Raw genomic sequence first — 24,513 nt, 5'->3', positions numbered from 1 at the left:
CCCCGTCAGTAGGCGAGGGCGCGTTCCAGCGCCTCAAGGATGCGGTCGATGTCCGGGAGGTAGTCTTCTTCCACCTTGGCGACCGGGTAGGGCATGTGGAAGCCGCCGACGCGGATGACCGGGGCTTCGAGGGAATGGAAGGCCCGCTCGCTGACCCGCGCCGCGATCTCGCCGCCGATACCGCCGAAGGTCGGCGCCTCATGCGCCACGATCAGCCGGCCCGTTTTCCGGACCGAGGCCGTGACGGTGTCGAAATCGATCGGCGAAATGGAGCGCAGGTCGATCACCTCGACGCTGTGGCCGTCCTCGGCCGCCGCGGAGGCGGCCGCGAGGGCCACGGGAACCAGCGGGCCATAGGCCACGACGGTAGCGTCCGACCCCTCACGCAGCACATGGGCCCTGAAGGGGTCCGCGGACTGGCCCGGGGAGTCGGTGTCGACCTCGCCTTTGAGCCAGTAGCGCCGCTTCGGCTCGAAGACGATCACGGGGTCCAGGCAGTCGACCGCCTGCTGGATCATCCAGTAGGCGTCGTGCGGGTTGGACGGGGTGATGATGCGCAGCCCGGCGGTATGGGCGAACAGCGCCTCGGGGGACTCGGAATGGTGTTCAATCGAGCCGATGCCGCCGCCGTAGGGGATCCGGATGACGACGGGGACGGTGAGGTTGCCGTTGCTGCGCGAATGCATCTTCGCCAGCTGCGTGGTGATCTGGTTGAAGCCGGGAAAGACGAAGCCGTCGAACTGGATCTCGCAGACCGGCAGGTAGCCGCTGAGCGCCAGGCCGATCGCGGTGCCGATGATGCCGGACTCGGCGAGCGGGGTGTCCACGACGCGGTCGGCGCCGAACTCCCCGATCAGGCCGTCGGTGACGCGGTAGACGCCGCCGAGCGGGCCGATGTCCTCGCCCATCAGCAGGGTCCGGGGGTTGCTGCTCAGCGTCGCGCGCAGGCCCTCGTTGATGGCCTTGGCAATGGTCATGGTGGTCATCGTCGCACCGCCCCCTCTGTGTGTGCCGCGGCCGTTTCGGACCCGGCAGCGCCTGCCTCGGCTCCGTCTGCCTCGTCGGCGAAGCCCGCACTGTATTCCTCGAACCACGCCAGCTCCTCGGCCACCAGGGGGTGTGCCTCGGCGTAGGTGTTGGCGAAGGCTGTCCGGATGTCCGGGGTTCCCAGGTCGTGGATGGTGCTGCGGACGTACGCCGCCAGCTCGTCGCCGTCGGCCTTGACCTGCTCGAAGAAGGCGTCGTCGGCGAGGCCTTCGGCGCGCAGGTACTTCTCGAGCCGCTCCAGCGGATCCTTCGCCCGCCATTGCGCCTCTTCATCCGAGCCGCGGTACTTCGTCGGATCGTCGGCGGTGGTGTGCGCGCCGACGCGGTAGGTGAAGGCCTCGATCAGCACCGGGCTCGTGCCTTCGCGGGCGCGTTCGAGGGCCCACTCGGTGACGGCGTGGACCGCGATCACGTCGTTGCCGTCCACCCGGATGCCCGGGAAGCCGTAGCCCTTGGCGCGGTTGGAGAGCGGAATGCGGGTCTGGACGGCGGTGGGAACCGAGATGGCCCAGTGGTTGTTCTGGCAGAAGAACACCACGGGGGCGTTGTAGGAGGCGGCGAAGACCATGGACTCGTGGACATCGCCCTCGGAGCTGGCACCGTCGCCGAAATAGACCATAACGGCGGCCTTGGGCGCCTGTGAACCGGCCGGCGCCTCCCCGGCTGCCGTTTGGGCCGCGGCGAGCTTCTGGTCGCGCTGGATGCCCATTGCGTAACCGACCGCGTGCGGCGTCTGGGCGGCGAGGACCAGCGTGTAGAGGTGGAAGTTGGTGTCCTTGGGGTTCCAGCCGCCGTTGGACACCCCGCGGAACTGCCGCAGCAGCTCGGCCAGGTCGACGTTGCGGGTCAGCGCGACGCCGTGCTCCCGGTAGGTCGGGAAGATGTAATCCTGCGGCTGGCTCGCCCGGCCGGACCCGATTTGCGCCGCTTCCTGGCCGGTGAGCGGGACCCACAGGGCCAGCTGGCCCTGCCGCTGCAGCGCGGTGGCCTCGACGTCGAAACGGCGGATCTTTGCCATGTCCGCGTAGAAACCGCGGAGCTTCCCGGCGTCGAGCCGCGCGGCGTACTCGGAAAACACCGGATCCGAGCTCAGGGTGCCGTCCGGACCCAGCAGCTGGACCATCGGGACAGCGGGGTCGCCCAGCACCGCCTCGGCCTGCGCCTCGAGCTGGTCATCCACGTCGGTTCCGTCGAACTCGGTAGAGGGCAGATGTGTGGCGCCCATACCGTCTCCTTGCCTGCCGCATCCGAATGCGCCGCAATCGCTGGGATATATGCCGGACCGGGCATGCATTCCAGGTCCGGCATATATTTTGGCTTACTCGTCCCTACTTTATCCGCAGCGTACCTTCGGCGGACTTCGTGTTAAGCGCTAGGAACGCTGTGGGGGTTTTGTATAGATCGCACACAATTCGAGGAAACGGGTGTTGGCTTCGGCCTCGCCGATGCTCACCCGCACCCCCTCGTTGCCGAAGGCCCGGACCGACAGTGCCCGCTCCCCCGCCAGTGCGGCAAATTCCGCACTGTTGGTACCCAGATTAAGCCAGACGAAGTTGCCCTGGGCGTCCGGTACGAACCAGCCGAGCTCACGCAGGCCCTCGGTCACGCGGTCCCGCTCATCGACCAGGCTTTGTACCCTTTCTACAACCTCGCCAAAGTGCTGCAGCGAGGCGACAGCCGCCGCCTCCGCGATTTGGGAAACCGCGAAGGGCGTCGCGGTGACGCGCAGGTGCTGGGTGAGGTCCGGCTGGGACACGCTGTAACCCACGCGCAGTCCGGCCAGGCCGTGCGCCTTGGAGAAGGTCCTCAGGACGACGACGTTCGGGTACTTGCGGTACATCTCGATGCCGTCGACGGCATCCTCGGCCCGGACGAACTCCTGGTAGGCCTCGTCGATGACCACCACGATGTCCGAGGGGACGATCTTGAGGAACCGCTCGGTCTCCTCGGTCGTGAGAATGGGGCCGGTGGGGTTGTTCGGGGTGCACAGCAGGATCATCCGGGTGCGGGCCGACACCGCGGCAGCCATCGCGTCCAGGTCGTGCCGGCCGTCGGCCGTCAGCGGGATCTGCACGCTCTCGGCGCCGGCCTGGCCCACGCTGATGGGATACGCCTCGAAGGAACGCCACGCGTAGATGACCTCGTCGGCCTTGCCGTCGTCGTTCTGGCCGGCAAAGGTGGCCAGCAGCTGGTTGAGCGCACCGAGGCTGCCGGCGCCGGTCACGATGTCCTCGGCGGGGACGTCCAGGAAGCCCGCGAGCGCACCGCGCAGCTTGCTGCTCAACGGGTCCGGGTAGCGGTTGAAGTCGGTCTGCGCCGCGATGGCCTGCTGCACTGCAGGGATCGGAGCCAGCGGGTTCTCGTTGGAGGAAAGCTTGTAGCTCACTAGCCCCTCGACCGGGACCGGCGGTTTTCCGGCTGCGTAACGGGGAAGGAGGTCTACTACCGGCCGCGGGCGGATCCCTCCGGCCTGCTTGTCTGATGAAGTCATGCCTCTTAGCCTACTTCGCCCTCCTGCCGGTACGACCGGTGATGTGACAGCATGGGGCCATGCGCTCACTCTTCGTGCGGGTCATCGTCAATGCTCTGGCCCTCTGGATCGCCAGCTGGATCCTCCCCGGGCTGGATATTTCCACGTCCGCCACCACCGGGGCCGTGGCCAATAGCGGCGTCACGCAGGGCACGGACACGATCGGGATCATCCTGGCGTACCTGTTTATCGGGCTGATCTTCGGCCTCGTCAACGCCCTCGTCAAGCCGCTGGTCAGCCTGCTGTCGCTACCACTGACCATCCTCACGCTGGGGCTGTTCACGATCGTCATCAACGCCGCGATGCTGTACCTCACCTCCTGGCTGAGCTCTTACACGCCGGTGCACTTCACCATCGACTCCTTCTTCTGGACCGCGGTCTTCGCAGCCATCATCATCACCGTGGTGTCCCTCGTCGCCGGGCGGCTCCCGGGCGGCCGGCGCCGCTAGCCGGCCCTCCGCGGACACTCCCGCCGGCACTCCCCGTCCAGCCCCTAGCCGGACATCCCCGCCGCAGCCGGTGCCGCAGCCGGGGCCGCAGCGGGTCGTGCGTCCGTCGCGACGCGGGCTGAGGGCAATACGCCGGTCGAGCGGTTGGGCCCCGGAGCCGTGACCACGCCCTGCGCCGGCTGCGGTTCGCGCCGCAGGGAAAATCGGGTCACCGTTGCGATGCCGCGGGCACCGACCACGGCGGCCAGTGCGGCGGTGGATGCCCGCAGCGAGGGATCCCGGCTCGCCGCGACCGCCTCCGCGCCGGCCGTGTAGTTTTCCAGCCGATGGCCGGGACCGAGACCGAAATCCTGCGGCGGCGGCATGACCAGGTCATTGGTCAAGGTCACGGTCACGCGGTCCTTGGTGTCCGCATTGGCCAGTCCGTCGGCTCCCGGCACCCAGTCGTGCTGGTGCTCCAGGTGCAGGCTGCCGATGCCCGGCTCAGGGGTGATGCCGCCCACCGGGGAACCGGCGGTCAGTACGAACTTCAGGTCGAATTCGGCCAGGAAGGCTTTGTCCCTGCTGAGGTTCATGGCGTGGATGCCGCCCTGGCTGTAGCCGACGACGGCGAGCTGCTCGCCCGCCTCCACACCGGCCTCGCGCAGTGCCTGCCTGATGGCCGCTGTGGTTGCCTGCGAATCGTAGCCGAGCCCCTCGGCGATGCCTGCCGTATCGAAGGGGTTGGTTCCCGCGGGCAGCCCGCCGAGCTGGGTTCCCGGGATGATGACCACCCAAGCGCGCCGGCTGCCGCCGTCGACCCGGATGACTTCAATGTCGCCGCTGTTCCGGCCCACCGCGTCCGCCCGCCGCAAGAGGCCCGCCGGGGAGAGGTCCACGTCCGCGGCGGCTGTTTCGCTGCCGACCACTGTGACCGGCCGCGGTTTCAGGAACCCCAGTCCCGGCGCGGCCGCCAGGTCCCGGATTGCGCGCCGGACGTCAGTGGGCCCGCTGAGCGCGCCGACGGCCCCGGCCAGGGGAACGGGCAGGCCCAACAGGAGGGCCAGGCTGCGCGGAGCCATGGCCACGCCGTGTTCGACCTGGTCGCGGATCCCGGGAAGCGCGAAGAGACTTTGCGGGGAGCCGTACCCGGGGGCGGAGAGCCCCATCCGAAGCAGCAAGGCGTTCCGGGCTTCGGTGAATTCGTACTCCCGGTGGCTGGCCCGGACCTGGGCGGCGATGTGTTCCAATTCGGCCCTGACGCGGCTGACGTCCCGGCCGGCCTCCCCCACCGCGATGATGGCGTCGCTGCCGCTGCGGTAAGAGTCGGGCTGGTAGTCGAACAGCGCGCGGCGGACGCCGTCGGCCTCCGCCTCCAGGGCGTAGAGCTGGCGCACCACCCCATCCAGGGCCGCCGCGCCCGCCAGCAGTTCCTCGAACTGGAAGCTGAGGCCGCCGATCCCGCCACGGATCCGGAGCATCCCGTCCGGGGGCGGTGCGGAGGGGCGGGGGACGTCTCCGGAGCCCGCCGGGGTCGCCTCCGCCATCAGTACCCCGGCCGTCCCGACGAAAGCGTCACGTTCTGGGCGTGCCGCAGGACCACCGCTGCCGCGTCCTGCAGCCCGCCCCGGCCCCGCCGCAAGGCTGCGGACTGAAGCGACAGCGTAGAGCGGTAGGCGCGGCCGGCCGGGGACTGCCAGCCGTGGAGTTCCAGCCGGCTCAGTGCGGCCAAGGCGGCACCGCCCTGGTCCGCACATGACGCGACCCTGGCAGCTAGCTGCTGGACCTCGTAGCTGCGTGAGGCGCACGCCGCCGCCTCCGCCGCTGTCAACGTGCCGCTCATGGTCCGGGCCCCTTTCATTCGCAGTTCAGTCCCGGGTTCGACGCTAGGGGCCGGCCAGCGGCGCCGGAAGCGGCCGGGACAGCTATGTGGAAAAGCTGCCGCCCGCGCAGGGGGCGGAACGGTCCCGTCCGCGGGGGGAAATGTCATAAGGAACTGCCCGCTTAAGGCCCGGCGGCACTTCGTGAAAGAATCGGACCATGCCTGAAACTGCCGCCACAGCTGAGACCCGCACGCCGTCCGGACGCCTGGCCCTCGCCGCGTCCGACCACCAGATCGCGCTCGGCCCGCTCGACGGCCGCTACCAGTCGGCGGTCGCGCCGCTGGTGGACTACCTCTCCGAGGCCGCGCTCAACCGTGACCGGGTCGCCGTCGAGGTTGAGTGGTTGATCCACCTGACCAACAACAACGTCCTGCCGGGGGCCGGACCGCTGAGCGCGGGGCAGCAGGAGCAGCTGCGGGCCATCGTCACCGAGTTCGACGCCGCGTCGGTCGCCGAACTGGCCGAAATCGAGGCCGTCACCGTGCACGATGTCAAGGCCGTGGAGTACTACATCGGCCGCCGGCTGCCGGGCATCGGAATCGAGCACCTGACCGCCATGGTGCACTTCGGCTGCACCTCGGAAGACATCAACAACCTCTCTTACGCGCTCGGCGTCAAGGGCGCCGTGGAGGACGTCTGGCTGCCCGCGGCCCGCAAGCTGGTCGCGCAGATCAGCGCGATGGCCGAGGCCAACCGCGCGGTCCCGATGCTGTCCCGCACGCACGGCCAGCCCGCCACCCCCACCACGCTCGGCAAGGAACTGGCCGTGATCGCCCACCGGCTGACCCGCCAGTTGGACCGCATTGCCCGGACCGAGTACCTCGGCAAGATCAACGGCGCGACCGGCACCTACGCCGCCCACGTCGCCTCCGTGCCGGGGGCGGACTGGGAGCAGGTCGCCAAGAGCTTCGTAGAAGGCCTGGGCCTGGGCTGGAACCCGCTGACCACGCAGATCGAAAGCCACGACTGGCAGGCCGAGCTGTACGCCGACGTCGCGCGCTTCAACCGGATCCTGCACAACGTGTGCACCGATATCTGGAGCTACATCTCGATCGGCTACTTCGCGCAGGTCCCGGTTGCCGGAGCCACCGGATCCTCCACGATGCCGCACAAGGTCAACCCGATTCGCTTCGAGAACGCCGAGGCCAACCTGGAAATCTCCTCGGGCCTGTTGGACGTACTGGGCTCCACGCTGGTCACCTCCCGCTGGCAGCGCGACCTCACCGACTCCTCCTCGCAGCGAAACATCGGCGTGGCCTTCGGCCACTCCCTGCTGGCCATCTCCAACGTGGCCAAGGGCCTGGACCGCCTGGACGTGGCCGAGGACGTGCTCGCCAGGGACCTGGACACCAACTGGGAGGTCCTCGGCGAGGCGATCCAGATGGTCATGCGGGCCGAGGCGATCGCCGGTGTCGCGGGCATGGAAAACCCGTACGAGCGGCTCAAGGACCTGACCCGCGGCCAGCGGGTGGACGCCGCCCGGATGCGGGAATTCGTCCAGGGCCTGGGCCTGTCAGCCGATGCCGAAGCCCGCCTCCTGGCGCTGACCCCGGGCAAGTACACCGGCATCGCGGACAAGCTGGTCGACCACCTGGCCTAGCCGTGCTCGCCCCGAATTCACCTTCCGGCAGGCCGCCGTTTACGCGGCCGTCGAGGACTGGCCAGCTTCAGAAAGGAAGCTGGGGCTGTTACCGACCCGAGGAGACCCCTTGCCGAGCGACGCACCGTCGACAGCACGGACCGTTCTGACCGACCCCGGCCCAGCGGCCGGTCCCGACGCCGACCCCGGCCCAGGAGCCGGCGCGGCTGCTGACGCCGCGGCCGACCCGGCTGCCTTGAGCCTGATGAGCTTCAACATCCGCTGCGACATCGCGGCGACGTTGCCGGGCCAGGCCGACTACTGGCCGGAGCGCGTTCCGGCGTTGCAGGCCGTACTGGCCGAGGAGCTGCCCGAGGTGCTGGGCATCCAGGAGGGCCTGGAGCACCAGCTGGCCGTGATCGGCGAGGCCCTTCCGGACCATTACCGGATGATCGGCCACGGCCGCGAAGGTGGCCGCCGGGGCGAGCACTCCTGCATCTTCTACGACGCCCGCCGCCTGAAGCTGCGGACGTGGGACCAGTTCTGGCTCTCTGACACGCCCACGGTGGCCGGCTCGGCGACGTGGGGCAACCACGTCACCCGGATCGCCACCTGGGGCCGGTTCGAAGACAACCACACCGGACGTGAGCTGATGGTGGTCAACACCCATTTCGACCACGAGTCCGAGAACGCGCAGCTGCGCAGCGCCGAGGCCATCGTGGAGCACGCAACACGCTTCGAGCCGGGGCTGCCGACCGTGCTGATGGGCGACTTCAACGCCGACGCCGGTGCCTCCGGCGCGTACAGCACCCTGGTGGGGAGCGGCACCTTCCGGGACTCCTGGACCGCGGCCAAGCAGCGGCTGACTCCGGAGTACGGGACGTTCCCGAACTACAAGGACCCGGTCATCGGCGAAAGCCGCATCGACTGGATCGCCGTCACGCCGGAGATCCAGGTCGCGGAGGCCGCGGTCAACACCTTCCGGCTGGACGACCGGTACCCCAGCGACCACGCCCCGATCCAGGCCACGGTCCGGATCCCTTGACCGCCGGAATCACGGGCGGCAAGCTGGGCCGCGCCGGGCCCCGGCCCAGCCGGTAAAATCGCTGCCATGAGGCTTCTGCTGATCCGTCACGGCCAGACCCCGGGCAACGTCCTGGGACAGCTGGACACCGCCCATCCGGGCCCCGGACTGACCGAACTGGGCGAACGCCAGGCGGCCGCGCTGGCCCGCTCCCTGGCGAACGAAAAGATCGGACTGCTCTACGCGTCCACCCTGGTCCGCACCCAGCTCACGGCCGCACCGCTCGCCACCACCCGCGGGCTGGAGATTGAGGTGCTGGGAGGGCTGCGGGAAATCGAAGCCGGGGCGCTGGAGAAGCTCACCGACCGCGAATCCCACCTGCGCTACCTCGGCACAGTGTTCGCCTGGACGGCGGGCGAACTGGACCGGCGGATGCCCTCCGGCCCCAGCGGCCACGATTTCTTCGAACGCTACGACGACTCGATCGCGAGGATCGCCGCCGCTGCCTCCGCCGCCGGGGACGCCGCCGTCGCAGTCGTCAGCCACGGCGCCGCGATCCGGGTCTGGACCGGCCTGCGTGCCGCCAATGTCGAGGCGGAGTTCGCCGCGCGGCACGTGCTCGCCAACACCGGCATCGTGGCGCTGGAAGGCGATCCCGACGCCGGCTGGCGGCTAATCCACTGGGACGACAGCCCGGTGGGCGGACTGGCCCTGGCGGACCCGACGGCGGAGGACCCAACCGGCCGCCCCGCCGAACCGTCCGCTTAGACGTTTCCGTGCCGGACGGGCGTTTCCGGACGCCGAATGTGCGCCGACTCGTCGAAATCGCGGAAACCGAGTTCTCGAAGCCCTTACGTGGCCGAAACACCACGGAAACCGCCGCTCCATAGCCTTGGTCTGCATAACCCTTCGGCGAATCGAGGCAGCGATGCAGACCAACCCGCGGCTCAACATCCGGCAGGTCCCCTGGTCCAACCCGGTGGGAGCCGACCTGCGGGCAGCCCAGCAGGCGGAACTGGACGCCCGCTTCGGCCACCGCGGGCACGAGTCCGGGCCACCGCCGTCGGAAGTCGACACCGCGGTGTTCCTGGTGGCGCACGACAAGGCGTCGGGCCAGCCGGTGGGCTGCGGCGGGTTGCGCCTGCTGGACGAGCACACCGCCGAGATCAAGCGGCTCTACGTGCTGCCGTACACGCGAGGTTCGGGCGTGGCCAGTTCCATCCTGGCGGCGCTAGAGGGGCACGCCCATGCCCTCGGCGTCACCACCCTGACCGCTGAGGCGGGGTCGGCGCAGACCGACGGGCGGCAGTTCTACCAGAACTCGGGCTTTGTGGCCGTGCCCAACTTCGGCCCATACATCGGCGTGGAGCACTCGTACTGCTACGCGAAGCCGATCGATTCGCACAGCGCCGCGCACACCGCCATGGCGTGAGGCCGCGCGTCGCTGCGTGCCGCCTGCGCTGTCAGTGCCTGCGTTGCCAGTGCCGCCGGGCCCGGACCGTCAGGTCCAGAAATCGTCTGACTTGGCCGTGTCCTCGAAGTACTCCCGGCCCTCGGCGATCTTGCCGTCGCGGACCACGAAAGTGATGACGGTGCCCATGTCCAGGGTCTTGCCGTTGCCCTCCCCGTGGGTTTGCTGGATCGCGACCGTGTGGCTTTCCCCGCCCACGATGTCCTGGACCTTGGCTTGGAAATTTCCCTGCGTGCGCGCTCCCAGTTCGCCGAAATACGCCAGGATGGCGTCGCGGCCCTGTTTCGTCCCCGATAGCACGCCGCTTCCGGCCACGTGCCAGACTGCGTCCTCCGCGAACAGCTCGCTGAGGGTCGCCATATCCCCTGCGTTGAAGGCCTCGTACCCCCGCCGGACCAGTTCAACATTCTCTGCGTTTCCCATGATCGGACACCTCTCCGTCGTCCTTGTCGGGTCATGCTGGGACGGTTAAAGGCTAGTCCTGGCCCGGGGTGCTGTCGATGGAAAGATGCGGAGCTGCCGGAGTCCCGGAGGACGTCCTAGTTCCCTGCCGGCCAGCCCGTGTAGGCCTCGGCAAGGTAAGCGCGGCCGTGCCGCGAGGACACCACCGAATTGAGTTCGCCGAGCTGGCGGGCGCGGGCGAAGTCGTCGGCTCCGGTCTGGGTGTGCAGCATGGAGGTCATCCAGTAGGAGAAGTGCTGCGCTTTCCAGACCCGGTCCAGGGCGCGGTCGCTGTACAGGTCAAGGAGCTTCGTGGAGCCGGTCTTGTAGAAGCTGTCCAGGCCTTCGAACAGCACCTTGACGTCGTGGATGGCCAGGTTCAGGCCCTTGGCTCCGGTGGGCGGGACGGTGTGGGCGGCGTCCCCGGCCAGGAACAGCTTGCCGTGCCGCATCGGGGCGTGCACGAAGCTGCGGAACTTCAGGACCGTCTTGTCGATGACCGGGCCCTCCTTGAGTTCGAAGCCGTTGCCGTTCACGCGGCTGCGGAACGCCTCCCAGATCCGCTCGTCGTCCCAGTTGTTGACGTCCTCGCCGGGGTCGCACTGGAAGTACATCCGCTGCACCGTCTCGGTCCGCTGGCTGATCAGGGCGAAGCCGTTCTCCGAGTTGGCATAGATCAGCTCGTCGGAGCTGCGCGGCGCCTCGGCCAGGATGCCGAACCAGGCAAAGGGGTACTCGTGGAAGTACCACTTACGGTCAGCCTCGGGAATCTGGACACGGCAGTGGCTGCGCGAGCCGTCCGCGCCCGCAATGAAGTCGGCCTGAAGCTCGATCTTGGTGCCGTCCGCGTCCGTGAACCACACCTTCGGCGAACCCTCGATGTCATGGACGCTGGTGTCCGTGACGCTGTACCGGACGTCGCCGCCGTCGGCCTCCCGGCGCGCGGCGAGGTCCATGAAGACGTCGGTTTGCGGGTAGAGCCAGACCGACTCGCCAACCAGGTCCTGGAAGTCGATGCGGTGGCTTTCCCCGTTGAACCGCAGCTCGATCCCGTCGTGCCGGTCGCCGTCGCGCAGCACGCGATCGGAGACGTCGGTGTCCACGAGGAGGTTGACGGTGCCGTGCTCGAGGATGCCGGCACGGACGGTTTCCGAGATTTCGCGCCGGCTGCGCAGTTCGACCACGGTGGACTCGATGCCCTCTTTGGCCAGCAGGTGGGAGAGCATGAGCCCGGCGGGGCCCCCGCCCACGATGGCCACCTGGGTGGTGATGACTTTTCGGGCTGCCATGTTGTCCTCGCTTCGTTGCGGGGCCCGGAGCGGCGCGCCAAGCTGTCGGCCGCACGCCGCGGCTCCGGACCGGATCGGTCTTCTGGCTAACAGTGTGCGCCCGGAGCAGTGATCTGCGTTACAGGTCTTCCGTTGAACGGAATTCGGCCGCCGTGCGGGAGTCCCCGAGCCGGCGCCCGATGCCCCGCGCCGCGGTCTGCAGCGCCGGCACCAGCGCCTGCAGCCGCATCTCCCGCAGCGGAACCACGACGCCGAGGGCAGCGACGGTCCGCTTCCTCGCGTCCCGCACCGGGACGGCGATCCCCCAGGTGTCGGGGTCCACGACGCCGGCCAGCTGGGCGTAGCCTTCCTCGGCGGCCTCGGCCAGGAGCGAGCGGAGGTCCCCGGCGCGGAGTCTGCCTGCGGGGTCGTTGAACTGGCGCAGGTATGCCGCCTGCACCGAGGCCGGCTGGTGGGCCATCAACACCAGCCCGGCCGAGGACAGGTGCACCGGCATCCGCCCGGCGACTTTCGCCCGGTTGGCGACCGAGCCGCGGCGCGACAGACGCTCCACGAACAAGGCGTCCCAGCCGTCCAGGACAGCCAGGTTCACGTTCTGGTTGAGCACCTGCTGGATGTCCTCCATGAACGGCATCGCCGCCTGCCGCAGGGCCAGGGTCGGCGAATTGCGGTTGACCAGCTCCCACAGCCGCAGCCCCAGCCGGACCGACCCCCCGCTGCCGAGCTCCAGGAGCCCGTGCCCGGCCAGCTGCCGGACCAATCGGTGGGCGGTGGTCAGGGGCAGGCCGGCCCGGTCCGCGAGTTCGGAGAGCTGCAGGGCGGCAGAGCCCTCGGGGAAGGCCTCGATCAGGCGCACCACGCGGTCCACCACGGAGTCCCCCGACCCGGAATTGGCCACGCTTCCCGCTTCCCCGAATTGTTGACTGCCTGGGATCAGTCTTCCATTGAACGGTGGCCGGCGGCCACCCGGCGCCAGAGGGCCGGCGCCAGCACGACGGCGACGCCGACGGCGGCTCCGATGACCGTCTCCAGGAACCGGTCGCGCAGCAGGGTCCCCGCGGGCACGGGCGCCACCAGCAGGGTCGAGATCAGCGCCAGCGGGGTGACGAAGACCTGGGCCAGCATGTACTGGCGGGCGATGAACATCTCGGCGCCGAACTGGCAGGCGGCAATCACCAGCACGGTCTGCCAGGGGGCCGGCTGCAGCAGCAGGATGGCGGCCAGCAGCACCAGTCCGAGCGCGGTGCCGATGATGCGCTGAACGCCGCGGCTGACGCGGTGACGCGTGCTGTGCCCCACGAGCGGCACGACGGCGGCCACCATGGCCCAGTAGTTGTGGCCGAAGCCGAGCCATTCGCCGGCCAGGGTCGCGAGGGTGCCGGCCAGGCCGGCCGCCACGAGGTAGCCCACGGCTTCGAGCCAGGCAACGCGGCGCTCCGCTGTGGTCAGCCGGACCGGCCGGGGCCACGACCACGGCTTCCGGCGGCTCGGGGCGACCCGGGCGGACAAGCCGATCAGGAGCGAGAGCGCGACGGTCAGGACGGCCACCAGCATGCCCTGCCAGAGCGGTGGCTGGCTGAGGATGGAGGCGATGGCAGCGAAGGCGAAAATGTGGAAAAGCGATCCTGCCGGGCGGAGCCGCCACCAGGCGACGATCAGGGAGCAGCCGCCGGCCACCACTGTGGTCGCGAGGACCTGCAGCCAGACGGTGCCCGACGGCGTGAGCGCCAACGCCGCCCCGGCGCGGGCCGCCAGGGCGCCGAGCAGGATCACCGCGAGCATGAGGGTGCCGGCGCGCAACTGCAGCACGAAGCGGCGGCCGTGGGGCTCGTTCCGGCCGTAGATCCCGGCGAAGGCCCCAAAGGAGGCGAAGATGGCCAGATCCAGCCGGCCCAGCAGCACGAGGGTGATCAGCGGGACGAAGACGCCGACGGCGCAACGGACCGCGGCCTGGTGGTCCTTGTTGGCTGGAGCCATGGTGAACATCTCGCCGAACAATGTCGCGGGTTTCACAGGTGGAATGGGTCTTCCTTTGCAGTCGGTTGAAAACGACGGCGGCACTGGCATCCAGCTCAATCGTACGCCGGCAACCGCGGCCGGCAGGCTTCGAATTCCATTCAACGGAACAAGCGGGGGATCGGCATGGTGGTAGCGTCTATCGGTTGAACCACCCACACGGCATCTTCCGGAGGACCCATGCTCAAAGGATTCAAGGACTTCATCCTGCGCGGCAACGTGATCGAACTGTCCATCGCCGTCGTCGTCGGTACGGCGTTCACCGCCCTGGTCACGGCGTTCACCACGAACATCGTGAACCCGATCATCGCGGCAGCCGGCGGCGTCGAAACCCAGGGGCTCGGTTTTTACGTCTGGCCCGGAAATGCGAAGACCTTCGTCAATATCGGTGCCGTCCTCACGGCATTCGTGACTTTCCTCATCACCGCGGCGGTGGTGTACTTCATCTTTGTGGCTCCGATGAACCGGATCAACAGGATGGTCAAGCACCGGCTGGCCGCCGCGGAGCCGGAGGAGAACCCGGTCCCGGCCGACACCGCACTGCTGGCGGAGATCCGCGACCTGCTGGCCGGGCTGGCCGGCACCGGCGGGACCGCCGGGCATCCCGACGCCGACGGCGGGACCGCCGGGCATCCCGACCGCGGCGAAGACACATCCGAACTCCCCGGCGGTCGCACGGTCGAGCTCTCGGGGAAACACAGCCGCTAATTCGGGCGGCCGCACCGGCCGGCCGAACCCGCCGAGGCCTTCACCCAACGGCCTGGCACGGCCCGGATACTACCTGGCGGTAGCTCCGGGTCCCGGGCCCGGAACGGTTAGGCCGCCTTCGTCATCCGGATGGTCAGCGCCTCGTGCTCCACCGCGACCTTGAGGTGCTTGGCCTTGCCAATGTGGTCGCCGTCGAGCTGGAATTCCTGCTCATGGTCGAGGGTGATTTCCGCGGATTTGCCGGCGAAATACTCGACCGACTTGTTCTTGGCGTTCTTGCGGCCGAACATGCCGGCGAGCACGCTGAACCAGCCGAGCTTGCCTTTCGGGGCCAGAACCACGACGTCGAGAATGTTGTCATCGATTTTGGCGTCGGGGAATACTTCCACTCCTCCCGTGATCTGGCCGCAGTTTCCCACCATCACGCTGCGGATCCGGCGCCGGACCGGGTGCTGCCCGTCGATGCTGATCTGCGCCTTCACCGGTTTGCCGGGCAGGTGCCGGATGCCGGCCTCGACGTAGGCGAGCCAGCCCACCCGGTCCTTGAGTTCGTCCACGGTGTTCGCCATGATCGCCGCGTCGTAGCCAAGGCCGGCCATGACCAGGAAAAGCTGTTCGTCCCGGGCGTGGTCCAGGCTTGCCTTCACCACGTCGACCTTGATGTCTGAGCCGTTCAGGATGTCGTAGCTGGCGGCCACGGGGTCAGTGATGTCGACGCCGATATTGCGGGCCAGCAGGTTGCCGGTGCCCATCGGGACCAGGCCCATCGGCGTGCCGGTGCCGGCGAGGACCTCGGCCACGCAGCGGACGGTTCCGTCACCTCCGGCGGCAATCACGACGTCGACCCCCGCTTCGAGCGCTTCACGCGCCTGGCCCAGTCCGGTGTCCTCGGCCGTGGTTTCGAGCCAGAGGGGCTCCTTCCAGCCCTGCGTCTCGCAGAGCCGGTAGAACGCAGCCTTGAAATCCTCGCCGGAGGACTTCATGGGGTTGATGATCACGGCGGCGCGCTTGGGCTGCACGGAACTGTCCTGGGCGGCATTGTCTTGGGCGGCATTGGTCTGGGGCATGGCGTCCTTCGGGCATGTGGCGGGATAGGCCCCGCAAGGAAATCTTATCGGGGTGGGGCGGCATAACTTGCGCGCCATGGCAGCGAATCATGGACGCGCTGTCCGGCGGGTCACTACACTGGCCATGTTTAGGAACTGAAGCGTGCCGGCCTGGCCGGATGCCGTCCCGGAACCGCCGGGGTGGCCGCGTTCCAGGCGCGGAAGGCGGCCACATGACCGAACCAGAGGAAAACTACTCAGCCGAAGCCGAAGCCTCAAGCAGGGATCCGCACGACTGGGGCCGGGCGATGGCGCTGGCCCTGACCCGGCTGGCGGAGCAACTTGCCCCGGAAGACAGCGAAGACATGCACGCCAGCCTCGTGGACCGGCCGCTGCACCTCAGAATCCGTGACGACGCGGCGGGGGTCACGATCACGGTGTCGACGACGGCGGAGTCCGCCGGCTGACGCCCGGGCGGAAATAAAGCCGCTCAAATCATCAATTCCCTCCCTTTGTGTGCCAGACTAAGCGGGATTTACCGGCATACAGTGGGCCGGGACACTCATCTCATTTGGGGGAATGATGACAGAGCGCGCAAATTCTGACGCCAGAAAAGAATCCGAATCCTTCGGCAGGGCCGAGCCGTCTTACAGTCAGCGCTGGCCGGACGGGGCCCCTTGGCCGGATTCCTCCGAACGCCGGCAGGCGCAGCTGCCACCGCTGCCCCTTCCCCGGATCCGGACGGAGTCCCTGGAACACTCGGTGCGGGGCGCAGTCTTTGCCCTGGCCGTGATCCCGGTCGGCGTCGGACTGTGGCTGATCCTGTGGAAGCTTGGCTGGATGGCCTCGATTGTGGCCTTCGTGACGGCGGCCGGCGCCGCCCGGCTGTATGTCGCCGGCAGCACCGTGGGCAGCGGCGGCGCCATGACGAGGCGCGGCGCCTGGGTTGTCGTGGCCGTGACAGTGGCGACGGTGCTGCTCTCGTTCCTCGGCACCATTTGGCTGGATCTGGCCGACTACCTTGGAGGCTCACCGCTGGCACTGCTGTTCGAACCGCAGGCCTGGGACCTGCTGGGCTACAGTTTCGCCAACAACACGGACCTGGTCGAGGGCCTAAAGGGCGAGTTCCTGATGGCGTTGTTGTTCAGCGCCCTGGGCTGCTTCTTCACGCTGCGGCAACTGTTCGCCCAGTCCCGCCGAAGCTAGGACCAGTCAGCGTCCGGCAGCGTCAGCGTCCGGCGGAGAGGTCCGCGGAGATGAGTTCCGCGGTGGCGACGGCGGCCTCGCGCACCGAATCCAAGTACGCCTCCGGGTCCGGCTGCGCCGCAACGGCCTGCGCCTGCAGGGAGACGTTAATGGCGGCGACCACCTTGTCCGGCCCGTCGTAGATCGGCGCCGCCAGGGACATCAGCCCGAGCTCCAGTTCCTGGTTCAGCAGGCACCAGCCCTGGGCCCGGACGGTGGCCAGCTCCGCCAGCAGTTCTTCGCGGGTGCCGATGGCGCGCGGGGTGAGCGGCCGGATCCGGGCCGCGTCCAGGTATTCCTGGAGCTCCGCGGGCGGCAGGGCGGCCAGCAGGACCCGGCCCATGGAGGTGGCGTAGGCCGGAAAGCGGGTTCCCACGGTAATGCCGACGGTCATGATCCGCCGCGTCGCCACCCGGGCAATGTAGGCGATGTCCGTCCCGTCCAGCACGGCGGCCGACGTCGACTCCCCGAGCTTCAGGGACAGCTCCTCCAGGTGCGGCTGGGCGATTTGCGGCAGCGACAGCCCGGAGAGGTAGGCGTAACCGAGCTGCAGCACCTTGGCGGTCAGCGCGAACGCCTTGCCGTCGGTCCGGACGTAGCCGAGCTCGACGAGCGTGTGCAGGAAACGCCGCGCAGTGGCACGGGTGAGGTCGGTCCGGGCCGCGACCTCGGTCAGGGTCATCAGCGGGTGCTCCGCGTCGAAGGACCGGATCACCGCCAGTCCCCTCGCCAGCGACTGCACGTACTGGTCGCTGGCTGCGGGCGCCCCGTCGGCACGGGTGGCCTTTGCTGCCTCAGTCATTTCACGCCTCTCGATCACGCATCACTTTATACGCGCGAACGTACACTTGAGGCCCCGAAACGGCTCTCCGGCCGGGCCCCAAGCGTTCGTTCGCACGTGGGTGGTCAGGCTGAGGCGGCGGCGGTGAGCGGCACCGGCACGAGCGCTTGCAGTTCCTCGAGGGTGCAGCCGAAGGTCTCCCGGACCTGGACGCCGTCGGGGCCGGTCAGGAAGACGGCTTTGTCGGTGTAGACCCGCGTGACGCAGCCGATCCCGGTCAGCGGGTAGCTGCAGGACTCCACCAGCTTGGACACACCCTCGCGGGTCAGCAGCGTCATCATCACGAAGACGTCCTTGGCTCCGGTCGCCAAGTCCATGGCGCCGCCGACGGCGGGAATCGCGTCCGGTGCGCCGGTGTGCCAGTTGGCGAGGTCACCGGTTGCGGAGACCTGGAAGGCACCCAGCACACAGATGTCCAGGTGGCCGCCGCGCATGATCGCGAAGGAGTCGGCGTGGTGGAAGTAGGAGGCGCCGGGCAGTTCGGTCACGGGGATCTTGCCCGCGTTGATGAGGTCGCCGTCGATCTGGTCGCCGGTGGCTTCCGGGCCCATGCCGAGCATGCCGTTCTCGGTGTGGAGCGTGATGTTCTGCTCCGGTTCGAGATAGTTGGACACCAGCGTGGGCTGGCCGATGCCGAGGTTCACGAAGGAGCCGGGGCTGATGTCCCGGGCCACCAGGCGGGCGAGGTCGTCGCGGCCCAGCGGCTTGTCGGACGTCTGGATACTCGTCGCGCTGCTCATCAGGCCACCTTCACGATGCTGTTGACGTAAATACCGGGGGTCACGATGACCTCCGGGTCCAGGCCGCCCGTCGGGACGATCTCGGAGACCTGGACGATGCTGTGTTTGGCCGCGGCGGCCATGATCGGGCCGAAGTTGCGGGCCGTCTTGCGGTAGACGAGGTTGCCCTTGCCGTCGGCCGTGAGCGCCTTGATGAGCGCGACGTCGGCGTGGATGGGGGTCTCGAACACTTGCCATTTTCCGTCCAGGAAGCGGGTTTCCTTGCCCTCGGCCAGCATGGTGCCGTAGCCCGTGGGGGTGAAGAAGCCGCCGATCCCGGCGCCGGCGGCGCGGATCCGTTCGGCCAGGTTGCCCTGCGGCACGAGTTCGAGTTCAATCTCCCCGGCCCGGAACTTGGCGTCGAAGTGCCAGGAGTCGGACTGACGCGGGAAGGAGCAGATCATCTTCTTCACCCGCCCCTCCTTGATCAGCAGTGCAAGGCCCTGGTCGCCCTGGCCGGCGTTGTTGTTGACCACTGTGAGGTCCGTGGCCCCGCAGTCCATCAGGGCGTCAATGAGTTCGAACGGCTGCCCGGCGTTGCCGAAACCGCCGATCATCACGGTGGAACCGTCCTGGATCCCGGCGACGGCCTCGCCGACGGTATCTACGAAGTTGAGCATTCCCTTAGGCCTTTCCTGTGTTGGTTCCGGCAACGGTCATGTTTTCGAGGACGACGGCGAGGCCCTGGCCGACGCCGATGCAGATCGCGGCGACGCCCCAGCGTTCGCCGGAGGCCTGCAGGGACCGGGCCAGGGTGCCGAGGATGCGTCCGCCGGAGGCGCCGAGCGGGTGGCCCATCGCGATCGCCCCGCCGTGCCGGTTCACGATTGCGAGGTCGATGCCCCAGGCGTTGATGCAGGCCAGGGACTGCGCGGCGAACGCCTCGTTGAGCTCGACGGCGCCGACCTGGTCCCAGCCGATCCCGGCCTTGGCGAGGGCCTTGTTCGCGGCCTCCACCGGGGCGTAGCCGAAGAACTGCGGATCGTTCGCATGCACGCCGCGCCCGGCGATCCGGGCCAGCGGCTCCAGGCCCAGGAGCTCGGCGGCGTCCTCGGACCCGAGCCACGCCGCGGAGGCGCCGTCCGAAAGCGGCGACGCGTTCCCGGCCGTCACGGTCCCGGCCTCACTCCGGAACACGGTCTTGAGCGAGGCGAGCTTCTCCGCCGAGGATCCGGGCCGGATGCCCTCGTCCCGGACCAGGTCCGTGCCCGGGACCGCGGTGACGAGCCGGTCGTAGAAACCCTCGTCCCAGGCCGCGGCGGCGAGGTTGTGCGAGTTGGCGGAGAACTCGTCCTGCGCCTCGCGGGTGATCCCGTATTTCTCGGCCAGCCGTTCGGTCGCCTCGCCCAGCGAGATGGTCCAGTCCGGGCGCATGTCCTTGTTTACCAGCCGCCAGCCCAGCGTGGTGGAGACCAGGGACAGATCCCCGGCCGGGTAGGGCTTCTCGGTCTTCGGCAGCACCCACGGCGCCCGCGACATCGATTCGACCCCGCCGACCAGCATCAGCTCCGCGTCCCCGGTGTTGATCTGCCGGGACGCGATGATCGCCGCATCCAGCGAGGAACCGCACAGCCGGTTGACCGTGGTCCCCGGGACCGAGACCGGCAACCCGGCCAGCAGGGTGCCCATCCGGGCCACGTTGCGGTTTTCCTCGCCGGCGCCGTTCGCGTTGCCGAACACCACCTCGTCGATCCGCGCTGCGTCCAGGCCCGGGGCGCGCCTGACCGCCTCGCCGATCACGTGCGCGGCCAGATCATCCGGGCGCACGCCAGCAAGTCCGCCGCCGAACTTGCCGAACGGGGTCCGCACGGCGTCGTAAACAAAAGCCTGAATCATGATTTCCTCTGAATTCTCGGTGGGGCCCAAGTAGCTGGCAGTTGTTGTCGTTTTCAGCCCTCAAAACGACAACTATTGCGAGCTAGTTGGGTGGGGCGGCCTCGTCCATGGAGTGGAAGACCTGCTGCGCGGTCTTGAAGGCGGTGTTGGCGGAGGGAACGCCGCAGTAGATGGCGGTCTGCAGCAAAATTTCCTTGATCTCGTCCCTGCTCAGGCCGTTGGTGATGGCGGCACGGATGTGCATCGCGAGTTCTTCCCAGTGGCCGTGGGCCACCATCGCGGTGATGGTGACGGCGGAGCGCATCTGGCGGCTGATCCCGGGCCGGGTCCAGATCCCGCCCCAGGCGATCCGGGTGATCATGTCCTGGAAGTCCTCGGTGAAGGAATCCTTGTTGGCGTTGGCCCGGTCCACGTGGGCCGCGCCGAGCACCTCGCGGCGGACCTTCATGCCGCCGTCGTAGATCTCCTGGCTGGTGGCGTCCGGCTGCACGACGCCGTTCCGTTCCGGGCCGGCCTGCGGGCCGCCGGGCCGGGGGCCGGTCACTTTGCGGCTCCGCGGGATTCGGTCCAGCTGATCAGGCTGCGCAGCAGTTCGGCCACGTGCCCCGGGGCCTCGAAGGGTGCCAGGTGGGATACGCCCTCCAGCGTCGCGGCGCTGGCCGTGCCCCCGCCGGCGGTAATGCCGGCGGCGATCTCCTCGGCGAACGAGGGCGGGGCGACGGTGTCCTCGGCGCCGGCCAGGGCCTGGGTGGGGACCCGGATGTTGCCGAGTTCGTCCCGCACGTCGAAGCCGGCGAGGGCCTCGCAGCAGAAGGCGTAGCTGAACCGGTCCGCGTCCCGCAGGGTGTGCAGCAGTCGGCTGCTGAGCTCGGGCTGACGCTCCATGAAGCCCTGCGCGAACCAGCGCTGGGCGGAGCCCTCGATCATCACTCCGGTGCCCTGGTTGCGGACGGTTTCGGCCCGTTCCAGCCAGCCTTCCGGGGTGCCGATCTTCGCGCCGCTGCACTGCACGGACAGGCTCTTGAGCCGTTCGCCGTGCTTGATGCCCAGCTGCAGGCCAGTGGCCCCGCCGAGGGAGACTCCGGCGTAGTGGAACCGCGCGCCGGGCGCGATCGAGTCGACCAGTTCGATGACGGCGTCGGCCAGTTCGGCGACGGAAAAGGATTCGGCGGCGGCCGGGGAGACGCCGTGGCCGGGCAGGTCCCAGGCGACGACGTCGACGTCGTTGCCTAGCAGTGCGCCGGCCTGGCTCCAGAGCAGCGTGGAGGTGCCCAGCGACGGGCCCACCACGAGGAGGGGCTTATCGCCGAGCTCGCGCACGGGCGAGAGCAGTACGGCCTTGACGGTTGGTCTAGCCACGGTGGGCTCCGTTCTCTTCGGTCGCTTGGTTCGGTTCGATGGGTTGGGGCAGGGCCGCCGCGAAGTCGGGCCACGCCGCGAGGATGCGTCGTGAGATTTCGGCGGCCTGGCCGAGGTAGTTGGCCGGGTCCAGCAACTCCTCAAGCCGCTCGTCGGAGAGCAGTTCGGCCGGGACGGCCGCGCGGAGCAGCTTGCGGTAGGTGCTTGGCTGTTCGGCCGCCGGCGCCTGCAGGGTCTGGTCCACCACGTCCTGGAGCCGTCGTGGGCCGTCCGCGCCCAGCAGCGGGCCGACGGCGGCAGTCACCGCCTCGGAGAGCAGCAGCGGGCCGGACAGGTCCAGGTTCCGGCGCATCGCCGACGGGAAGACCTGCAGGCCCTCGGCCAGTTCGCGGAGCTGTCCGGCGGCGCCCAGGCCCAGCCGGAGCAGGGAACGCAGCGCGGGCCACTCGCTGTGCCAGGCGCCGTCGGCACGTTCGTCGTTGAAATTGGCCGCCGCGAGGTGCAGCTGCGCCGCCAGCGCCGGTGCCTGCAGCGCGGCGCTGCGGACCAGCACGGACAGCACCGGGTTCTGCTTTTGTGGCATGGCCGAGGAGCCTCCCCGGCCCGCGGCCCGCGGTTCGGCGAGTTCGGCCACCTCCGGGCGGCTCAGGAAGAGCACGTCGGCGGCGATTTTGCCAGCGGCGTCCGTCACGGCTGCCAGGGCGTCGCCGAGCGCGGTGACCGCGAGCCGGTTGGTGTGCCAGGGCGCCGGGGCAGCGGCCAGTCCCAGCCGGGCGGCCAGGCGGTCGGCCAGGTCGAGCGGCGCGAGGGCCGAGCCTTCGGTCAGCACGGTGCCGGCCGCCAGGGTTCCGGCGGCTCCCCCGGTCTGCACCGGCAGCTCCAGTGCCTCGAGCCGGCGCGCGGCAGCGGCGAGCCCGTGGAACCACTGCGCGGCTTTGAGCCCGAAGCTGAACGGCAGCGAGTGCTGGGTCAGGCTCCGGCCCACGCACAGCGTCTGCTGGTGCCGCTCCGCGAGGGCGGCGAGGGCCGCCGTCGTGCGTTTGACGTCGGTGAGCAGTTCCCCAACGGTTCCGGCTGCCAGCAGCATCAGGGCGGAGTCGAGCACGTCCTGGCTGGTCAGCGAGGTGTGCACGGCGCGTCCGGCGCCGATGCCGGCCGTGTCGAGGGCCGTGACCTGCTTGCGGAGGTCGGCAAGCAGCGGGATCACCGGATTGGCGCCGCCCTGGGCTCGGACGGCGATTGAAGCGATGTCGTAGCGTCCGACGTCGGCGGCCTCCGCCACGAGGGCGGCGGACCCGGCCGGGGCCAGGGACGCTTCCTCGAGGACCGCGGCCCAGCCGGCTTCGACCCGGAGGATGGCGGCGAGCACCGCGCGGTCCCCGGTCAGCGCCGCCACCCGGGGCGACGCCGACACGGGGCTTAGCAGGCCGAAATCGCCGTCCCGGCCGGCAGCGGCGTCACCGTTGGGAATCGTCACTGCGAAGCGTCCTGAACGCCGGCATCCTCGACGCTACTGGCTTTAGCGCCGTCGCCTTCAAAATCGAGGAACACCGTCTCGCCCTCGCCCTGCAGCCGGATGTCCCAGCTGAGGCCGCCGTCGGGATCGCGCCGGGCGATCAGGGTGCGGCGGCGTTCCGGCTCCAGGGAGGACAGCAGCGGGTCCGCGGCGAGGGCCTCCTCGTTCTCCGGCAGGTAGACGCGGGTGAAGAGCCGGTTCATCAGACCGCGGGCGAACACGACCACGGAGATGAACGGTGCGGCGCCGGGCGCGGTGGGGCCCGGGTTGACGGTGGTGAAGGTGAAGACGCCGGTGTTGCCGACGGCACTGCGGCCGAAGCCGGTGAAGGTGTAGCCGTCACGGACCAGGGAGCCGGTGCGCTGCGGGACCTGGCCCTCGGCGTCGGCCTGCCAGATCTCCAGGATGGCGTCCGGGACCGGATGGCCGGCGCCGTCGAACACGGTGCCCTGCAGGCGGATCGAGCCGGCGGACCCGGGGGCCAGCAGCTCCCGGTCCTTCGCGTAGGGCAGTGCGTAGCCGTAGAACGGGCCCACCGTCTGGCCGGGTGTGGGGGTCAATTTACTCATGGTCGTCTCCTTCTGCGCCCAGCGCCTCGTTCTCGGTCCAGGTCCGCTTCGAACCGGTCAGGACAATGTCCCAGTTGTAGGCCAGCGCCCACTCCGGCTTGGTCTGATCATGGTTGTAGCTGGCGACCAGGCGGTCCCGCGCGTCCTGGTCCACGATCGACTGGTAGATCGGGTCCAGGGCGAAGAGCGGGTCGCCGGGGAAGTACATCTGCGTGACGATCCGCTGCGTGAACTCCTGGCCGAAGAGGGAGAAGTGGATGTGGGCCGGCCGCCAGGCGTTCAGGTGGTTCTTCCACGGGTAGGCGCCGGGCTTGATCGTGGTGAAGCTGTAGGACCCGTCCGCGCCCGTGATGCAGCGGCCGACGCCGGTGAAGTTCGGGTCGAGCGGGGCCGGGTGCTGGTCGCGCTTGTGGATGTAGCGGCCCGAGGAGTTGGCCTGCCAGATTTCCACCAGCTGGCCCGCCACCGGCCGGCCGTCGCCGTCGAGCACGCGGCCGGAGACGATGATCCGCTCGCCCATCGGTTCGCCGTTGTGCTGGATGGTGAGGTCGGATTCGAGGGCGTGCACGTCCATGTGTCCGAAGGCCGGCGAGTACAGCTCAATGGTCTCGGGGTCCGCATGCTGCAGGCTCTTGGTCGGGTGCCGGAGGATGCTGCTGCGGTACGGGGGGTAGTCCAGCCGCGGCTGGGTTTCCGCCGCGGCGCCGTTGAGGCGGGCCTGCGCGTAGGCGTCGCCCAGTGCCTTCATCTCGTCGCTGAGGATCTGCTGCGATTCCGCGGCAGTGTCCAGGGCCGGAACAGCCTGCGCGGCGGCCTGCGGTGTGGCCTCGGGCGCTGCGTCGGACACGTCTTCGGTGATCGGGTCCGCGTTGAAAATTTCGAGGTTGATTTCTTCAGGCACAGCAG

The 24,513-nt window shown here is 69.1% G+C and carries 27 protein-coding genes; 8 read left to right on the top strand and 19 right to left on the bottom strand.

Annotated features, from left to right (window positions below; all coding sequences use genetic code 11):
• Window positions 1–5 precede the first annotated feature (5 nt).
• The 3 genes from AC1DB8_RS14270 to AC1DB8_RS14260 form a co-directional block, all read right to left on the bottom strand.
• Window positions 6–986 (bottom strand): alpha-ketoacid dehydrogenase subunit beta, encoded by a 981-nt coding sequence (locus AC1DB8_RS14270; protein WP_476893394.1) that lies wholly within the window; start codon window positions 984–986, stop codon window positions 6–8.
• A complete protein-coding gene (locus tag AC1DB8_RS14265) occupies window positions 983–2,272 on the bottom strand; it encodes a thiamine pyrophosphate-dependent dehydrogenase E1 component subunit alpha (RefSeq protein ID WP_476893393.1) in 1,290 nt (429 codons plus the stop codon). The genes AC1DB8_RS14270 and AC1DB8_RS14265 overlap by 4 nt, the downstream gene beginning before the upstream one ends.
• A 147-nt stretch (window positions 2,273–2,419) precedes the next feature.
• Window positions 2,420–3,538 carry a histidinol-phosphate transaminase gene (locus tag AC1DB8_RS14260; protein WP_476893392.1) on the bottom strand — a complete coding sequence of 373 codons (1,119 nt, stop codon included), beginning with the start codon at window positions 3,536–3,538 and terminating at the stop codon, window positions 2,420–2,422.
• A 59-nt stretch (window positions 3,539–3,597) separates the two neighbouring features.
• Between AC1DB8_RS14260 and AC1DB8_RS14255 the strand changes: the two genes are divergently transcribed.
• Window positions 3,598–4,026 (top strand): phage holin family protein, encoded by a 429-nt coding sequence (locus tag AC1DB8_RS14255; RefSeq protein WP_441419219.1) that lies wholly within the window; start codon window positions 3,598–3,600, stop codon window positions 4,024–4,026.
• Between the two features lie 44 nt (window positions 4,027–4,070).
• Here AC1DB8_RS14255 and AC1DB8_RS14250 read toward each other — a convergent pair whose 3' ends face one another.
• Together AC1DB8_RS14250 and AC1DB8_RS14245 are read right to left on the bottom strand one after the other, a co-directional pair.
• Window positions 4,071–5,552: a hypothetical protein gene (locus AC1DB8_RS14250; RefSeq protein WP_476893391.1), complete on the bottom strand. Its 1,482-nt coding sequence runs from the start codon at window positions 5,550–5,552 to the stop codon at window positions 4,071–4,073.
• Window positions 5,552–5,848 carry a hypothetical protein gene (locus tag AC1DB8_RS14245; protein WP_476893390.1) on the bottom strand — a complete coding sequence of 99 codons (297 nt, stop codon included), beginning with the start codon at window positions 5,846–5,848 and terminating at the stop codon, window positions 5,552–5,554. The genes AC1DB8_RS14250 and AC1DB8_RS14245 overlap by 1 nt, the downstream gene beginning before the upstream one ends.
• A 197-nt stretch (window positions 5,849–6,045) precedes the next feature.
• On the opposite strand from AC1DB8_RS14245, the gene purB reads away from it, so the two are divergent.
• From purB to AC1DB8_RS14225, 4 genes are all read left to right on the top strand, one after another.
• Entirely contained in the window at window positions 6,046–7,488 is a 1,443-nt protein-coding gene (gene purB, locus AC1DB8_RS14240; RefSeq protein ID WP_476893389.1) for an adenylosuccinate lyase, read from the top strand.
• 109 nt (window positions 7,489–7,597) lie between these two features.
• Complete coding sequence (locus AC1DB8_RS14235; protein WP_441419215.1) at window positions 7,598–8,512, top strand: endonuclease/exonuclease/phosphatase family protein; 915 nt, start codon at window positions 7,598–7,600, stop codon at window positions 8,510–8,512.
• Between the two features lie 66 nt (window positions 8,513–8,578).
• Complete coding sequence (locus AC1DB8_RS14230; protein ID WP_441419214.1) at window positions 8,579–9,259, top strand: histidine phosphatase family protein; 681 nt, start codon at window positions 8,579–8,581, stop codon at window positions 9,257–9,259.
• A 160-nt stretch (window positions 9,260–9,419) separates the two neighbouring features.
• Window positions 9,420–9,923 carry a GNAT family N-acetyltransferase gene (locus AC1DB8_RS14225; protein WP_441419213.1) on the top strand — a complete coding sequence of 168 codons (504 nt, stop codon included), beginning with the start codon at window positions 9,420–9,422 and terminating at the stop codon, window positions 9,921–9,923.
• A gap of 69 nt (window positions 9,924–9,992) precedes the next feature.
• Here AC1DB8_RS14225 and AC1DB8_RS14220 read toward each other — a convergent pair whose 3' ends face one another.
• From AC1DB8_RS14220 to AC1DB8_RS14205, 4 genes are all read right to left on the bottom strand, one after another.
• Window positions 9,993–10,385 (bottom strand): nuclear transport factor 2 family protein, encoded by a 393-nt coding sequence (locus AC1DB8_RS14220; protein ID WP_441419212.1) that lies wholly within the window; start codon window positions 10,383–10,385, stop codon window positions 9,993–9,995.
• A gap of 116 nt (window positions 10,386–10,501) precedes the next feature.
• Window positions 10,502–11,692, bottom strand: a complete 1,191-nt coding sequence (locus AC1DB8_RS14215) for a 4-hydroxybenzoate 3-monooxygenase (protein WP_476893388.1) — start codon at window positions 11,690–11,692, stop codon at window positions 10,502–10,504.
• A 118-nt stretch (window positions 11,693–11,810) separates the two neighbouring features.
• On the bottom strand, window positions 11,811–12,590 hold the full coding sequence (locus AC1DB8_RS14210; protein ID WP_476893387.1) for an IclR family transcriptional regulator: 780 nt from the start codon (window positions 12,588–12,590) through the stop codon (window positions 11,811–11,813).
• A gap of 35 nt (window positions 12,591–12,625) precedes the next feature.
• On the bottom strand, window positions 12,626–13,678 hold the full coding sequence (locus tag AC1DB8_RS14205; RefSeq protein ID WP_476893435.1) for an FUSC family protein: 1,053 nt from the start codon (window positions 13,676–13,678) through the stop codon (window positions 12,626–12,628).
• Between the two features lie 210 nt (window positions 13,679–13,888).
• Between AC1DB8_RS14205 and mscL the strand changes: the two genes are divergently transcribed.
• A complete protein-coding gene (gene mscL / locus AC1DB8_RS14200; RefSeq protein ID WP_441419209.1) occupies window positions 13,889–14,416 on the top strand; it encodes a large conductance mechanosensitive channel protein MscL in 528 nt (175 codons plus the stop codon).
• 107 nt (window positions 14,417–14,523) lie between these two features.
• Here mscL and AC1DB8_RS14195 read toward each other — a convergent pair whose 3' ends face one another.
• Window positions 14,524–15,483 carry a diacylglycerol/lipid kinase family protein gene (locus AC1DB8_RS14195; RefSeq protein WP_441419208.1) on the bottom strand — a complete coding sequence of 320 codons (960 nt, stop codon included), beginning with the start codon at window positions 15,481–15,483 and terminating at the stop codon, window positions 14,524–14,526.
• 212 nt (window positions 15,484–15,695) lie between these two features.
• Here AC1DB8_RS14195 and AC1DB8_RS14190 point away from each other — a divergent pair, with 212 nt between their 5' ends.
• Both AC1DB8_RS14190 and AC1DB8_RS14185 read left to right on the top strand, forming a co-directional pair.
• The gene (locus AC1DB8_RS14190; protein WP_441419207.1) at window positions 15,696–15,929 is read left to right on the top strand and encodes a hypothetical protein; all 234 of its coding nucleotides are present in this window, start codon (window positions 15,696–15,698) and stop codon (window positions 15,927–15,929) included.
• 295 nt (window positions 15,930–16,224) lie between these two features.
• On the top strand, window positions 16,225–16,668 hold the full coding sequence (locus tag AC1DB8_RS14185; protein ID WP_476893386.1) for a hypothetical protein: 444 nt from the start codon (window positions 16,225–16,227) through the stop codon (window positions 16,666–16,668).
• Window positions 16,669–16,690: 22 nt separating this feature from the next.
• Here AC1DB8_RS14185 and AC1DB8_RS14180 read toward each other — a convergent pair whose 3' ends face one another.
• From AC1DB8_RS14180 to pcaH, 9 genes are all read right to left on the bottom strand, one after another.
• A complete protein-coding gene (locus AC1DB8_RS14180; protein ID WP_441419205.1) occupies window positions 16,691–17,509 on the bottom strand; it encodes an IclR family transcriptional regulator domain-containing protein in 819 nt (272 codons plus the stop codon).
• Window positions 17,510–17,613: 104 nt separating this feature from the next.
• The gene (locus tag AC1DB8_RS14175) at window positions 17,614–18,288 is read right to left on the bottom strand and encodes a 3-oxoacid CoA-transferase subunit B (protein ID WP_476893385.1); all 675 of its coding nucleotides are present in this window, start codon (window positions 18,286–18,288) and stop codon (window positions 17,614–17,616) included.
• Entirely contained in the window at window positions 18,288–18,947 is a 660-nt protein-coding gene (locus AC1DB8_RS14170) for a 3-oxoacid CoA-transferase subunit A (protein ID WP_175323478.1), read from the bottom strand. The genes AC1DB8_RS14175 and AC1DB8_RS14170 overlap by 1 nt, the downstream gene beginning before the upstream one ends.
• A gap of 4 nt (window positions 18,948–18,951) precedes the next feature.
• Complete coding sequence (locus AC1DB8_RS14165; protein WP_476893384.1) at window positions 18,952–20,163, bottom strand: thiolase family protein; 1,212 nt, start codon at window positions 20,161–20,163, stop codon at window positions 18,952–18,954.
• An 82-nt stretch (window positions 20,164–20,245) separates the two neighbouring features.
• Complete coding sequence (gene pcaC / locus AC1DB8_RS14160) at window positions 20,246–20,707, bottom strand: 4-carboxymuconolactone decarboxylase (RefSeq protein WP_441419202.1); 462 nt, start codon at window positions 20,705–20,707, stop codon at window positions 20,246–20,248.
• Window positions 20,704–21,522 carry an alpha/beta fold hydrolase gene (locus AC1DB8_RS14155; protein ID WP_476893383.1) on the bottom strand — a complete coding sequence of 273 codons (819 nt, stop codon included), beginning with the start codon at window positions 21,520–21,522 and terminating at the stop codon, window positions 20,704–20,706. The genes pcaC and AC1DB8_RS14155 overlap by 4 nt, the downstream gene beginning before the upstream one ends.
• Window positions 21,515–22,999, bottom strand: coding sequence for a lyase family protein (locus tag AC1DB8_RS14150; RefSeq protein WP_476893382.1), 1,485 nt, complete (start codon window positions 22,997–22,999; stop codon window positions 21,515–21,517). Before AC1DB8_RS14150 ends, AC1DB8_RS14155 begins: the two co-directional genes overlap by 8 nt.
• On the bottom strand, window positions 22,996–23,607 hold the full coding sequence (gene pcaG / locus AC1DB8_RS14145) for a protocatechuate 3,4-dioxygenase subunit alpha (protein WP_476893381.1): 612 nt from the start codon (window positions 23,605–23,607) through the stop codon (window positions 22,996–22,998). Before pcaG ends, AC1DB8_RS14150 begins: the two co-directional genes overlap by 4 nt.
• Window positions 23,600–24,508, bottom strand: coding sequence for a protocatechuate 3,4-dioxygenase subunit beta (pcaH, locus tag AC1DB8_RS14140; protein ID WP_441419198.1), 909 nt, complete (start codon window positions 24,506–24,508; stop codon window positions 23,600–23,602). The genes pcaG and pcaH overlap by 8 nt, the downstream gene beginning before the upstream one ends.
• Between the last annotated feature and the right edge of the window lie 5 nt (window positions 24,509–24,513).

The sequence above is a fragment of the Arthrobacter sp. 10N410 genome, assembly GCF_056394945.1.
Note: the sequence above shows the minus strand (reverse complement) of the source record. Positions and strands in the feature narration are given on the sequence as shown.

Bases quoted from the DNA above. Each gene is read 5' to 3' on its own strand.
- AC1DB8_RS14270 (WP_476893394.1), bottom strand. From the start codon at position 986: ATGACCACCATGACCATTGCCAAGGCCATCAACGAGGGCCTGCGCGCG.
- AC1DB8_RS14265 (WP_476893393.1), bottom strand. From the start codon at position 2,272: ATGGGCGCCACACATCTGCCCTCTACCGAGTTCGACGGAACCGACGTG.
- AC1DB8_RS14260 (WP_476893392.1), bottom strand. From the start codon at position 3,538: ATGACTTCATCAGACAAGCAGGCCGGAGGGATCCGCCCGCGGCCGGTA.
- AC1DB8_RS14255 (WP_441419219.1), top strand. From the start codon at position 3,598: ATGCGCTCACTCTTCGTGCGGGTCATCGTCAATGCTCTGGCCCTCTGG.
- AC1DB8_RS14250 (WP_476893391.1), bottom strand. From the start codon at position 5,552: ATGGCGGAGGCGACCCCGGCGGGCTCCGGAGACGTCCCCCGCCCCTCC.
- AC1DB8_RS14245 (WP_476893390.1), bottom strand. From the start codon at position 5,848: ATGAGCGGCACGTTGACAGCGGCGGAGGCGGCGGCGTGCGCCTCACGC.
- purB (WP_476893389.1), top strand. From the start codon at position 6,046: ATGCCTGAAACTGCCGCCACAGCTGAGACCCGCACGCCGTCCGGACGC.
- AC1DB8_RS14230 (WP_441419214.1), top strand. From the start codon at position 8,579: ATGAGGCTTCTGCTGATCCGTCACGGCCAGACCCCGGGCAACGTCCTG.
- AC1DB8_RS14225 (WP_441419213.1), top strand. From the start codon at position 9,420: ATGCAGACCAACCCGCGGCTCAACATCCGGCAGGTCCCCTGGTCCAAC.
- AC1DB8_RS14220 (WP_441419212.1), bottom strand. From the start codon at position 10,385: ATGGGAAACGCAGAGAATGTTGAACTGGTCCGGCGGGGGTACGAGGCC.
- AC1DB8_RS14215 (WP_476893388.1), bottom strand. From the start codon at position 11,692: ATGGCAGCCCGAAAAGTCATCACCACCCAGGTGGCCATCGTGGGCGGG.
- AC1DB8_RS14205 (WP_476893435.1), bottom strand. From the start codon at position 13,678: ATGTTCACCATGGCTCCAGCCAACAAGGACCACCAGGCCGCGGTCCGT.
- mscL (WP_441419209.1), top strand. From the start codon at position 13,889: ATGCTCAAAGGATTCAAGGACTTCATCCTGCGCGGCAACGTGATCGAA.
- AC1DB8_RS14195 (WP_441419208.1), bottom strand. From the start codon at position 15,483: ATGCCCCAGACCAATGCCGCCCAAGACAATGCCGCCCAGGACAGTTCC.
- AC1DB8_RS14190 (WP_441419207.1), top strand. From the start codon at position 15,696: ATGACCGAACCAGAGGAAAACTACTCAGCCGAAGCCGAAGCCTCAAGC.
- AC1DB8_RS14180 (WP_441419205.1), bottom strand. From the start codon at position 17,509: ATGACTGAGGCAGCAAAGGCCACCCGTGCCGACGGGGCGCCCGCAGCC.
- AC1DB8_RS14175 (WP_476893385.1), bottom strand. From the start codon at position 18,288: ATGAGCAGCGCGACGAGTATCCAGACGTCCGACAAGCCGCTGGGCCGC.
- AC1DB8_RS14170 (WP_175323478.1), bottom strand. From the start codon at position 18,947: ATGCTCAACTTCGTAGATACCGTCGGCGAGGCCGTCGCCGGGATCCAG.
- AC1DB8_RS14165 (WP_476893384.1), bottom strand. From the start codon at position 20,163: ATGATTCAGGCTTTTGTTTACGACGCCGTGCGGACCCCGTTCGGCAAG.
- pcaG (WP_476893381.1), bottom strand. From the start codon at position 23,607: ATGAGTAAATTGACCCCCACACCCGGCCAGACGGTGGGCCCGTTCTAC.